The organism is Vibrio sp. CUB2 (genome assembly GCF_001557945.1).
Classification (GTDB): domain Bacteria; phylum Pseudomonadota; class Gammaproteobacteria; order Enterobacterales; family Vibrionaceae; genus Vibrio; species Vibrio owensii.
In genome coordinates this window covers 183,380-196,210 of record NZ_LNRB01000002.1, presented here as the reverse complement: position 1 = coordinate 196,210, position 12,831 = coordinate 183,380, and the positions used below count along the sequence as shown (strand labels likewise).

The 12,831-nt window shown below is 45.8% G+C and carries 10 protein-coding genes; 5 read left to right on the top strand and 5 right to left on the bottom strand.

Going from position 1 to position 12,831, the window contains the following annotated elements:
• The first annotated feature begins 33 nt into the window (after positions 1-33).
• The 5 genes from glmS to ATB78_RS03190 all read left to right on the top strand — a co-directional run bounded on the left by glmS (position 34) and on the right by ATB78_RS03190 (position 5,884).
• Positions 34-1,866, top strand: coding sequence for a glutamine--fructose-6-phosphate transaminase (isomerizing) (gene glmS, locus ATB78_RS03210; RefSeq protein WP_005437406.1), 1,833 nt, complete (start codon positions 34-36; stop codon positions 1,864-1,866).
• Between the two features lie 222 nt (positions 1,867-2,088).
• On the top strand, positions 2,089-3,204 hold the full coding sequence (locus tag ATB78_RS03205; RefSeq protein ID WP_038893925.1) for a DUF481 domain-containing protein: 1,116 nt from the start codon (positions 2,089-2,091) through the stop codon (positions 3,202-3,204).
• A 131-nt stretch (positions 3,205-3,335) separates the two neighbouring features.
• Entirely contained in the window at positions 3,336-3,713 is a 378-nt protein-coding gene (locus tag ATB78_RS03200; protein ID WP_061007794.1) for a DUF3316 domain-containing protein, read from the top strand.
• Positions 3,714-3,807: 94 nt separating this feature from the next.
• Positions 3,808-4,497 (top strand): heavy metal response regulator transcription factor, encoded by a 690-nt coding sequence (locus ATB78_RS03195; RefSeq protein ID WP_061007793.1) that lies wholly within the window; start codon positions 3,808-3,810, stop codon positions 4,495-4,497.
• Positions 4,490-5,884, top strand: a complete 1,395-nt coding sequence (locus ATB78_RS03190) for a heavy metal sensor histidine kinase (RefSeq protein WP_061007792.1) — start codon at positions 4,490-4,492, stop codon at positions 5,882-5,884. Before ATB78_RS03195 ends, ATB78_RS03190 begins: the two co-directional genes overlap by 8 nt.
• Here ATB78_RS03190 and ATB78_RS03185 read toward each other — a convergent pair.
• The 5 genes from ATB78_RS03185 to ATB78_RS03165 all read right to left on the bottom strand — a co-directional run bounded on the left by ATB78_RS03185 (position 5,838) and on the right by ATB78_RS03165 (position 12,775).
• Positions 5,838-6,482, bottom strand: coding sequence for an HAD family phosphatase (locus tag ATB78_RS03185; protein WP_061007791.1), 645 nt, complete (start codon positions 6,480-6,482; stop codon positions 5,838-5,840). The two genes, ATB78_RS03190 and ATB78_RS03185, sit on opposite strands and share 47 nt — an antisense overlap.
• Positions 6,483-6,590: 108 nt before the next feature.
• Positions 6,591-7,121 carry an MltR family transcriptional regulator gene (locus ATB78_RS03180; RefSeq protein ID WP_005437418.1) on the bottom strand — a complete coding sequence of 177 codons (531 nt, stop codon included), beginning with the start codon at positions 7,119-7,121 and terminating at the stop codon, positions 6,591-6,593.
• Between the two features lie 84 nt (positions 7,122-7,205).
• Entirely contained in the window at positions 7,206-8,354 is a 1,149-nt protein-coding gene (locus ATB78_RS03175) for a mannitol-1-phosphate 5-dehydrogenase (RefSeq protein ID WP_042599767.1), read from the bottom strand.
• A 113-nt stretch (positions 8,355-8,467) separates the two neighbouring features.
• On the bottom strand, positions 8,468-10,420 hold the full coding sequence (locus ATB78_RS03170; RefSeq protein ID WP_061007790.1) for a PTS mannitol transporter subunit IICBA: 1,953 nt from the start codon (positions 10,418-10,420) through the stop codon (positions 8,468-8,470).
• A 591-nt stretch (positions 10,421-11,011) separates the two neighbouring features.
• Positions 11,012-12,775 carry a GNAT family N-acyltransferase gene (locus ATB78_RS03165; protein ID WP_061007789.1) on the bottom strand — a complete coding sequence of 588 codons (1,764 nt, stop codon included), beginning with the start codon at positions 12,773-12,775 and terminating at the stop codon, positions 11,012-11,014.
• Positions 12,776-12,831 lie beyond the last annotated feature (56 nt).

Genomic DNA, 12,831 nt, shown 5'->3' with positions numbered 1-12,831 from the left:
GGGAAGAACAAAACTACAAACGGAGATAAACACATGTGTGGAATCGTAGGTGCAGTAGCACAACGAGATGTTGCAGAAATTTTAGTTGAAGGCCTACGTCGCTTGGAATACCGCGGTTACGACTCTGCGGGCGTTGCGATTGTTGATGGTGAGACAAACCTAACGCGTATTCGTCGTCTAGGTAAGGTACAAGAGCTGGCAGACGCAGTAGACGAAGCAAAAGTGATCGGTGGTACTGGTATTGCGCACACTCGTTGGGCAACACACGGTGAACCTTCAGAAGTGAATGCACACCCACATATGTCAGGTGACATCGCAGTGGTACACAATGGCATCATCGAAAACCACGAAGAGCTACGTGAATTACTTCAATCTCGTGGTTACGTGTTTGAATCTCAAACGGATACTGAAGTTATCGCTCACATGGTTGAGTGGGAACTTCGCACTTCAGAAACGCTACTAGAAGCGGTACAAAAGACAGCAAAACAATTGGATGGTGCATACGGCACGGTAGCGTTGGATCGTAAAGATCCTTCACGCATCGTCGTAGCACGCTCAGGCAGCCCAATCGTCATTGGTTTTGGTGTGGGTGAAAACTTCCTTGCTTCTGACCAACTTGCGCTTCTTAACGTGACACGTCGTTTCATGTACCTAGAAGAAGGTGACGTGGCAGAAATCACTCGTCGTGACGTGACTGTATTTGATGCTACAGGTGAGCGCGTAGAACGCGAAATCACAGAATCAAACGCGGAACACGACGCAGGCGATAAAGGCCAATACCGTCACTTCATGCAGAAAGAAATTTACGAGCAACCAACTGCGCTGATCAACACAATGGAAGGTCGTATCACGGCTGATTCTGTTGTTACTGAGGCAATCGGTGTTAACGCGGCAGAAATCCTAAGCAAAGTTGAGCACGTACAGATCGTTGCATGTGGTACGTCTTACAACGCAGGTATGACAGCACGTTACTGGTTCGAAGACATTGCAGGCGTAAGCTGTGACGTGGAAATCGCTTCTGAATTCCGTTACCGCAAGTTTGTGACGCGTCCAAACAGCCTATTGATCACGCTTTCTCAGTCTGGTGAAACTGCCGATACGCTAGCAGCCCTTCGCCTAGCAAAAGAGAAAGGTTACATGGCGGCAATGACCATCTGTAACGTAGCGGGTTCTTCTTTGGTTCGTGAGTCTGACTTTGCATTTATGACCCGTGCTGGTGTGGAAATCGGTGTGGCATCAACTAAAGCATTCACGACACAGCTTTCAGCGCTATTGATGCTAGTAACTGCTCTTGGTAAGCAACAAAACCGCATCAGCAAAGAGAAAGAAAAAGAGATCGTAGAAGCGCTTCACGCTCTGCCGAAGCAAATCAACGCAGCGCTGTCTTTCGAAAAAGAAATCGAAGCACTAGCACCAGACTTTGCTGATAAGCACCACACACTATTCCTAGGTCGTGGCGAGTTCTACCCAATCGCGATGGAAGCATCTCTAAAACTGAAAGAGATCTCTTACATTCACGCAGAAGCGTACGCAGCGGGTGAACTGAAACACGGTCCTCTAGCGTTGATCGATGCAGATATGCCAGTTGTGGTGGTTGCACCAAGCAACGATCTTCTAGAGAAACTGAAATCAAACGTTGAAGAAGTACGTGCGCGTGGCGGTCTGCTTTACGTATTCGCAGATGCTGATGCAGGTTTCGAAGGCGATGAGACCATGAAGATCATCACTATGCCACACGTTAGTGAAATCACGGCGGCGATCTACTACACCATCCCAATGCAGCTACTGTCTTACTACGTAGCGTTGATCAAAGGTACGGATGTAGACCAACCTCGTAACCTAGCGAAAGCGGTAACGGTAGAGTAAGCAACGCAAGGTGTGATTAAGATTACACTTGTTTATGTTGCGCTATGTAAGTAGCGAGAACCTAAAGCGAAGTCACATGACTTCGCTTTTTTTATGTCTGTAGACATGGTTATGATGCGCAATACGTTGACATTCAATTGTTTACTTTCTGACACGCCGAGCGGTGAGCATCACTATCGTAAGCCCAACGGATGTGGTTTCCATTGAACTGAAAAGGTCACTATGAAAATCAAACTCTTGGCTTTATGTATCGCGTCCTCGCTTTACCATCCATCAGTGATGGCAGAGGAAGAAACACAAACAGAAGAGCGCAAAAGCCAAACAGTATTCATCGATGAAAGCGATGACTGGTTACAACTCAAATCTGGTGAAGTGATCAAAGGGGAACTGACTGGTACGATCAAGGAAGAAACTAACTCGTTCGATCAAGAAGTTGAATTTGATAGTGATGATCTTGGCGATCAAGAGATCGAACTGGAAGACATTGCGGTGCTAGAGACAGCAAGTTTCTTTACCATCCGAACTTCCAGTGGCGATATCTACGATGGTTATTTATCGATCCGCGAAGACAAGTTATACCTCAGCAATGATGGTGAAGAGATCGCATTCCCTGTGACAGAAGTCGTGTCGATCTATCGTGGTTCAGAGACAGACTCAGACCACTGGACGACTGAGATCTTTTTGGGCTTGGACATCAGCAAAGGCAACACTGATGAGTTCTCACTCCTTGGTGAAGTAGAAGCGGAAAGGAATACCGTGGGCTCGCGGACTAAACTGAAAGCCAAACACGAAAACTCCAAGACGAATGATGAGACCACAGCGAACAACAGTTCGTTTGATGGCTCCTACGACATTTATCTAAGTAACCGACTCTTCTTTAGGCCACTTAAGCTCTCGTTGCTCAGGGATGAGTTCCAAAACATTGATTATCAAGTTAATGCCTCGATGCAGATGGGTTACTTCATCATTGCTAATTCACAGACAGAATGGGATGTCTCCATCGGTCCGGGTTACCAGTACACCGATTTTAAAACGGTAGAGGAAGGGGAATCTGGCGATGCGACCAGTAACACCTTAACCTTCGAATCTAACTTTGAGTATGAACTGACCGATGACATCGATTTCAGTCATACCTATAACCTCAACTGGGCGAGCAACGATGCTGGCGGTACTCGACATACCAACGAGCTCGGTTTTGATATCGATCTTGTCGATGATCTTGATCTAAGCATTAAAGCGATTTGGGATCATGTTTCGGATACCAAAGCCGATGCGGAAGGTGTGGTGCCAGAGAAAGACGACTATAAGTTCCATTTTGGTCTGACTTACGAGCTGTAGTTTGGGTGGTTATCGGTAATCAATCGCTATTTTGGTTTATGACAAAAATGTCATCTTCTGGATAGGTTGGTGTCAGGTGTGTTGTTGAATAATGAAGCCATTGAAAACAAACACACTCAAAGGTCATCAACATGAAAGTACTGAAAACCGCTCTCCTTGTAACGACAATGGCAATCACTAGCGCATCAGCATTCGCTCAACCGACTTTCACTAGTGGAAAATACATTAGCCGTGAAGAAATGAAGACCATTTCTGTTGAGCCAACGGCAACCTCGGATGCAGCTTATCAACAAGCGTTAGCTGAACTAAACTCTTTAAAAGACATGTCTTCTCATGAGCTTAATAAAGAGTTGAACATCGTGACTTTCGATGTCGCGAGAAACAGCACGCACTTACAGGACGGTGGTTTTGTTACTGTACAAGAGCGCATGAACGAGCAGGGACAGTTGGAATATCTGGGTACTGTGAACGTGAAAGTGAACTACGCACAGCGCGACAGTAATCGATAAAAACATTGAATGAAAAGAGTATGATGCAATTTGTGTCGTACTCTTTTTGCGATCGTCAATGCTGAGTACATCCCGTTGAGATAGAGGGCTGACATTGAAACTACTGATTGTAGAAGATGAAGTTAAAGCAGGGGAATACTTGCAAAAAGGGCTAGTGGAATCGGGCTACGTTGTTGATTGGGTTCGCGACGGTGTCGATGGTTTGTATCACGCTACCAGTGAACCTTATGATCTTATTCTTCTCGATATCATGCTGCCCAAACTTGACGGTTGGCAAGTACTCAATACGCTGCGCAGTAGTGACATTCATACCCCAGTTATTATGCTTACTGCCAAAGAGCAGATAGAAGATCGCGTGCGTGGCTTTGAGTTAGGAGCCAACGACTACGTGGTAAAACCTTATGCGTTTGCTGAGCTGCTGGCGCGCATTCAGAATGTCTTTCGTCATCATACTTCTTCTCGTGTACAGACCTCTCCTCAGACACTGCAAATTGCCGATTTAGAGCTCGATATGATGAAGCGAGTGGTAACTCGAGGCGGGCAAAGTATTACGCTAACGGCAAAGGAGTATGCGCTGCTTGAGCTGCTGATGCGCAAAGAAGGTCAGGTGTTATCGCGGACCACCATTGCGTCATTGGTGTGGGACATGAACTTTGATAGCGATACGAACGTGATTGATGTCGCCATCAAACGACTGCGCAATAAAGTCGACAAGCCATTTGAAACGCCTCTAATTCATACCATTAGAGGGATGGGGTATAAGCTGGAAGCGCCAGATGTTTAAACGCCCAGCCAACCTATCCATGCAAAACAAACTCGTGCTGATGTTTGTCGGCACGACGCTGGTGGTGTACCTCGCTTTAGCCTTTATCCTCTATTACACCATCGAGCGCCATTTCTTTACTCAAGACTATAACGAAATGGTCAGCAAATATAATGCGATAGAGAAGACCATGATGGTTTCTCCTGAGTCGGCTTATCTGCTTATCGACAACAGCTCCGCTTACATGTGGGCGTTTGAGGAGGGAAAGCAGACCTACAAAAATTCAACGCTTTCTATTCCTAATAAACTGTCTCTCACCTTGAGTTCGCCGCAGATTTTGAATCAAAACAATGCGATTGAATGGCATGAAGATTCTTTGGATATTCGAGCCTTCGCCTTTAAAGCTAAAGATGTCACTGTGGTGATAGGCACCAGCATTAACCATCATATATTGTTCCTCAATAAACTGGGGTGGATTCTATTCTGGTCGTTGGGCTTTGCGTTTTTAGCTTCTGCTCTGTATAGCCGAAGCATAGTAAATCGAGGTTTGAGGCCGATTCTTACCTTAAACAAACACATCCAACATATTACCCCTGAACAGTTAGATATTCGTATTGACCCTGAGACGTTGCCGATCGAGCTAAGAGAGTTAGCGATAAAGCACAATGCGATGTTGGATCGATTACAAACCGGCTTTCATCGTTTGAGTGAGTTCTCCTCCGATATTGCTCATGAGCTTAAAACGCCGCTGACTAACATCACCACTCAAAACCAAGTAATCCTTGGCGCTGCCCGCAGTTCTGAGGAGTATCAAGAAGCGATTGCTTCTACTTTGGAAGAGCTTGAACGGATAACCAAGACCATCAATGACTTACTGTATATCGCCAAAGCGGAAAACAAACTGATTCACCGACACAACGAGCGCTTCGCGGCTCATGAGCAAGTGGCTCATTTGATCGAGTACTTCGAAATACTGGCGGAAGATTCAGCGTTGGCCATTACCACTTCAGGTGAGGCGATGCTGTATATGGACCGAAACATGTTTGAGCGCGCTATCAGTAACTTATTGTCCAACGCGATTCGCCATGCGTATGACGAGACGACTATTTCGGTTGATATTGAGCAGGTTGGTGAACTTGTGAAGATAACCGTCAGCAACGTTGGTGAGGCGATTCCCAAGCAAAACCTGCCGTATCTGTTTGACCGCTTTTATCGGGTCGACAAGTCTCGCCAACATTCAGGTAGCGTGGGAGCCGGGCTGGGTTTGTCGATCACTCAGTCGATTGTTCACGCCTACGATGGAAGCATCAGCGTCACTTCAGAAGATGGCCAAACCCAGTTTTGTTTGATACTACCAGCGGCTAAAGCTGACTCAGCAGTGGAATCACTTCCTCAAGAGACGCTTTAATGATGACTTTGTCTTCGAGCTCTGGCAGAGGTGGAAGTAAATCCGGAATCATTACAGCTTGGCATTTCGCAGCGAGTGCAGCTTTGATGCCGTTGTTCGAATCTTCCAAGACTAAGCATTGCTTGGCGCCCACACCTAAGTGGCGATAAGCCATTTGATAGCAATCAGGGTTTGGTTTGCCGCGTTCTACATCTTCGGCGGTAATTACTAAATCGAACTGTGCAAGGTACTCGCTGCCTGAGAAATTGTGTTTTACCTCAGGAAGGTGAGAAGAGGTAACAATCGCGGTTAATAAGCCATGTTGTTTGATGGCATAAAACAGCACGTCGAACCCGGGTTTGAGCGCAATGCCTTGATTTCTTAGATTATGGAAGTGTTCATCTCGCACGGCTTTATAGCGAGGCATATCGATGGTGTCTTGAAAATGCTCGGCGAGTATTCTTTCACACTCAGGATCTTGGACACCGATGAACTGTTGGTAGAAATCATCGGTGATGGTTAAGCCTTGCTCGGTCGCGGCGTATTGCCAACTTTGCTTGTAGATGGATTCGGTATCGAAAATCAGTCCATCCATATCAAAAAGTACAGCTTTTAACATTGGGTAGGGCTCCTACGTTTTTGGGTGTAGAGCGGCTGACATTGTTATTTTGTTATACCTAAGCAACCTCGAATCCTTTTGAAGGTAGCTTGGGTATAAAATGTGGCGTTAGAATGGGCTCTCTTTGCCGAGTTCATTGCAGATCTCGACAATCGCAAGCGAGAGCCCTGACTTAATGATTTGTTGTTGACGTTGCAGTTGTAGCTGATAAAACTCAAGGTCGATGTCGTCATCTGGTTCGTTGACTTCCAGTTGCACCATGCCCATCTTCTTCACCAAATGCAGCTTTTTGATTGGATCTAGAATATTAGGGTCAGTGAACTCGTAGTCAGAAGCGTCACTATTGAGATGGTTTTTGAGCTTAATGATGTCTTCGATGTCGTGGTAAATATCATCGGGAAGCACACCCAAGCCAAACAATAACTTCAAACGAACAGACAGATCGCCCAGCGGTCCCGAGTCTTGTAACAGCGGACCGACAACCGATTGAACAGCGAAGTTATCTTTACGAAAAATTCTTTGCACTAACCCGTCGATCGAATCGTTAAAAACGTCGACTGCTGCAATGAAAAAGCCTCGTACCGATGGTGCGCTGTTTAATCGCTCAATGATCTCGGTTTCGTTGATGTTATCTGCCATATACTGAATACATTTCTAATTATTAGCTATCCCAACTCTTCATGGAGATGGATATAGAAGGGGAGCCAAGCTCCCCCAGGTAAATCAAAGTTGGTTGTAAAGTGTCTCGATTTGAGTCACTTCAGCACTGTTTTCTGCAAGACCTGTGTATGTCGCTAGCGTCTTCTTCACACCCACTTCTTTTAATGAGTTTTGTAGCTCTACAGCTTGTGGATCAGTGTCGTTAGTGTACTTCAACGCAGCGGCAATGCCTTTCAAAAGTGTTTTATTTTCAGTGCCATACTCAATTGTACCGAGTAAAGGCTTCACTAATCTATCGTTTGCACCTAATTTACGAATTGGTTGACGACCTACGCGATCAACCTCATCCACCAAGTATGGGTTGGCAAAGCGTCCCAGAATCTTCTCGATGTAAGCGTTGTGCATGTCACGGTCGAAGCCGTAACGTTTGATCAGCACTTCACCACTCTCTTGCATCGCCTGTTTTACTTCAGCATGAATACTTGGGTCTTCGATCGCTTCACGAATAGTGCGATGGCCTTTCAAGCAACCTAGGTAAGCGGTAATGCAGTGACCAGTATTGAGAGTGAACAGCTTGCGTTCTACGAATGCCATTAGGTTGTTGGTTCTTTCCATGCCAGCTATGTCAGGGATTTCGCCCTTAAATTGCTGTTCATCCACAATCCATTCGCTAAAGCTTTCTACCGTCACTTCTAGTGGGTCATCGTTCGCCGCTTCTGCTGGTGGGACGATACGGTCAACCGCTGAATCGACAAAGCCAACCAACTCGTCTGCTTTTGCGTGCAATGATTCATCTAAGTGTTTGTACACCTCACCTTTTAGGTGTGTGGTGCCACGAACCATGTTTTCACACGCGATGATGTTCAATGGTTTATCGTTACCTGCTGCAAAGCGCTTAGCAATGCCGGTAGCGATGGTTTTTGCAATGATGTCCAGTACGTTAGGGCCCACTGCTGTTGTTACCAAGTCGGTTTTTACAATGCGGTCGATGACATCTTCACTGGCTGAGTTAACCGCGGTAACGTGAGTTACTGTGTCGATTTGGCACTCAGTACCGACCACTTTTACTTTGTATTCTTGCTTGTGGCTCAGCTGATCGACGAGTGGAGCGTCAACGTCTGCAAATGTCACCTCGACTTCTGCGTCTGCTAATAGTTTACCGATGAAGCCACGACCAATGTTACCTGCGCCAAAATGAACTGCGTTTTTCATAATTCTTACCTACCAATGTCTGAAATGTTGACTAAACGAATTTAGGGTGAGGCCAACCGCATAGGGGGTGACAGCTGACCTCGGTTTGCTCAGGAGCAAATTAAAGGGAGTGTTTAAGCCGCTTGCTGGCCGCCAAGGATGTTCAGAATCTCTTCTACATCTTTGGTGCTAGTTAGCTTCTCAATTGCCTCCGGCTCATCGAGCGCGTTTGTAATGGTGGTAATCACCTGGATGTGCTCATCGTTCTTAGCGGCAATGCCGATAACCAGTTTCGCTACATCATCGTCGTCTTCAGTAAATTGGATACCCGATGGGTATTGGCAGATTACAATGCCGGTTTTCTTCACGCGGTCTTTCGCTTCTACCGTACCGTGAGGTACTGCGATAGATTCGCCTAGGTAAGTTGAAACCAACGCTTCACGCTCAAACATCGCGTCTACGTATTCTGGTTCTGCGTAGCCAAGTTCAACCAATTTGTTGCCTGCAAAGCGAATGGCTTCTTCTTTGTTGGCTGCTTTCAAACCTAGGTGAATGTTCTCACGTTGGATTTGGAATACCGATGGTTGTTGTGGCTCAAAGCTGTCGTCGTTCGCCGCCATGACTGACACTTTTACCATTTGGTCGTCATTGGCTGCGGATTGGTTTTGTGCTGCTAGTAGTTTAGTGACTAGCTGGTTGTACATTTCGCTGTCTAGGAAGTTAGTCAATGAAATGTGGTGTGCGTTTGGAGCATGCTTACGTGCACGATCCGTTAAGTCTTTATGAGTAATCACGATATCTGCACTCTCTGGTAAGCTGTTAATGGCAAGGTTAGTTACGTGGATGTTCAGACCTGCGTCTTGAACCTTTTTGCGTAGCATGCTCGCGCCCATTGCACTCGAGCCCATGCCCGCATCACAAGCGACAATGATGCTTTGTACTGTCGCTAGGTCTACGTCACCTTTGCTTTGGCTGTTTACCACCGCATCGTTTTTAGATGCAGATTTCATGTCTTTCATTTGTGATGTTGCTTTTTCTAGTGCTGCTTCATCACCGTCTTCTTCTGTTGACGTTTGTGTCTTCATTAGTAGTGCTGCTACCGCGAATGACACACCTGTTGCTGCTGCGATAGACGCTAGAACACCAACGATTGAGCCTTTCTGAGTCATCAACAAGATTGCAAAGATTGAACCTGGTGATGCTGGAGAAACGATACCTGCGTTAAAGATAGTTAGAACGAATACGCCAGTCATACCACCTGCGATAGCCGCAAGGATTAGGCGAGGGTTCATTAGGATGTATGGGAAGTAAATCTCGTGGATACCGCCGAAGAAGTGGATGATTGATGCACCACCTGCAGTTTGACGAGCCGTACCTTTACCAAACACCATGTAAGCTAGCAGGATACCTAGACCAGGACCTGGGTTTGCTTCGATTAGGAAGAAGATCGATTGACCTGTCTCAGACGCTTGTTGGATACCTAGCGGAGAGAAGATACCGTGGTTGATCGCGTTGTTTAGGAACAGGATCTTCGCAGGTTCAACGAAGATTGAAGTCAGTGGTAGTAGGTGAGCAGAAACTAGGAAGTTAACGCCAGCCGCCAAGCCACCAGAAAGAATTTTTACGAATGGACCGATAAAGATGAAAGCAAGGATCGCACATAGCATGCCGATGATGCCCGCAGAGAAGTTGTTAACCAACATCTCGAAGCCACTTTTTACTTTACCATCGATGTAGTTATCGAATTTCTTGATAGCCCAGCCGCCCATTGGGCCGACCATCATTGCCCCCATAAACATTGGGATGTCTGTGCCGACAATCACACCCATTGTTGTGATTGCACCGACTACCGCACCACGATCGCCACCAACTAATTTACCACCGGTGTAACCGATAAGTAGTGGCAGCAAGTAGGTAATCATTGGGCCAACCATAGAGGCTAACGTTTCGTTTGGTAGCCATCCAGTTGGGATAAATAGAGCAGTGATAAAGCCCCACGCGATAAACGCGCCGATGTTTGGCATTACCATGTTTGACAGAAAACGACCAAAATTTTGTATCTTGATCTTGGCATCTGGTGATATCATAACAATTCCCCGTTCGATGTTCTGATGAATCTTGTTGTAGTAAACGGTTCGCCAAAACCGTTTGTTTGATTGCTTAGTACCCAATCAATTTACCACACATTTTCCAATTGGAACTGACAACGGGTTTTTCGTGATCTACGCCCGCATTTCTTAGGCTGAGAAACGGTTTTTAAGTGACCAAGTTCAACTTATTAACTTGTAACTTAATAACAAAAAGCCACTTTCAAATCTGTCAATAAAAATCTTAGTGATCAATTCGATCTTCTGACAAATTTAAAATCAAAATAATTTGTGACTTTGATCACTTTTGATTTCTTTTGAAATTCAAATTAAATACCAGTGGCGATCAATGTCACATTTTGTGTTGGTTTGGTCTGAATATAAAGTGTGATCTGAGTCGGCTTTGGTGTTTTGTGAAAGTTTGTGACGGAATTGGTGTGATCAATGTCATTGCGACTCTTCGATAGGATGTATTTATAAGAGTCTTTTAGGCGAACTTCACGAAGTGCTCTTATCTAATTGATAGAAAAGTAAAAGAGAGTCGTTACACTGCTTTTTATTGACTCACAACTCCCTTCTTACTCAATGTTCTTACTTATGGCTGCTAATTGCATGGTAGGTGAGGTACTCATGAGTTTGTTCGCGTCCCATATACCTTGCCAACGTCTTTTCTTGAACATCGCGCAAATCCACCGTAATCAATCCATCCAGCGCGTTATTGAATGCAGGGTCGACATTGAAGCACACCAGTTTGCCATTGAGGCTTAAGTACTGACGCAGTAAAACGGGCACACCTTTTCCTTCATCGATTCTGGCAATTACGCGTGATAGTAACTGTAAATCTCCCAGAGCAGTAAGCATGCTGGTGTTCCAGTTACGGTGGTGCTCGGGAAGTGGGTTAGAAGGCGTGACGTACTCTGCGCAATTGTTGTCGTAGTGATGCAGTGTCATTGATTGAGCCAGCAGTTGGCGTGCAGTATCGCTATAGTCGTTGCTAATGCTTACCGGACCAAATAGGTGAGTGTAATCTGGGTTTTGATGTACGAAGGTTGCGATGCCTTTCCACAGCAGCAGTAGCGCGCTCATGCTCTTCTGATATTGCTGCGCAATCACTGAGCGTCCCATTTCAATGGATTTACCCATTTGGGCGATAAAGCGTTGGTCATAGTTAAACAAGGTTCGTGAATACAGACCCGCTACGCCGCACTTTTCAATCAGTTGATCAACCAGACCTAAACGATACGCGCCCACCAAGCATTGGTTCTCTCTGTCCCACACAAACAGATGCAGGTAATCATGATCGAAATGGTCAATGTCTATTGCTAGTCCCGTCCCTTCGCCAACCTGTCGAAAATTGAGCTCACGTAGGCGACCAATTTCATGCAGTAGGGAAGGGATATTCTGCGACTCCGTGCAGTAAACATCGAACTCACCACTTGTTAGCAGCTTGGACTCTTTTGGTAAGTTGTTCAGCTCTTCAAGCAATTCGCCTACGGGTAACCCTGCCGCTATTGGAGAGAGCCGTTCTGATGAGGAAGAGGGTTTCACCGATTGGGTCTCTCGATTGAGCAAGTAAGTGTTGAGCCGTAAATAGTTCACCACTTGATCATCGTTAAGTGTGCTGAGCTCTTTGAATTTGATTGCTTGGCCAAAAGATAAGTCGATGGTTTGCGCCTGTTTATTCAGCAGTTCTCGCCCAAGCATTAAGGTACGCAAAAGTGGATGGATTTTCCCTGCCATATAGAAGCGTTTCGAGTTCTGACCACTGATGAATACTGGAACTGTCGTTGCTTTGTTTTTGCGGATTAGGCTACTTACGCTTCGACTCCACGATTTGTCTTCCAAGCGTTGCTGTTTGGCATCGACTAACTGGGAAACCTCACCAGCAGGAAAGACAAGCAATAAGCCGCCACTTGCGAGGTGTTTATTGGCCGCTCTGAGCGCTTTCATATTCGATTTGACGGCGTCTTTGCCTTCAAACACATCGACACCAATAAAGAGCTGATCTAACTCCGGCACGGTTTTAAGGTATTGATTGGCTAGGATTTGGATATCGCCTCTGACCATCAACAGTAATTCAGCCAAGATCACGCCTTCCACACAACCAAGCGGGTGGTTCGCCACAATGACGGTAGCTCCTTGTTTAGGAACTGAATCGAGTGAACCATGGGCAATGCGATAGTCGATACCTAAGATATCCAGCGTGAAGCGAAGAAAAGTTTTGGTATCGGCATTAACGGGGCGTTGGGCGTAGAACTTATCAAGTTGGTTTAAACCGGTTGCCCATTCAGCAACGTTTTCACCAATGCCAAACGGCGTTTTACGTGGGAGACGAAAAGGGGGCGAACTATCCATATTTACCTCAGCGTACAAGTTGCTGATTGGATAGTAGAAATTACAGATGACAGTTA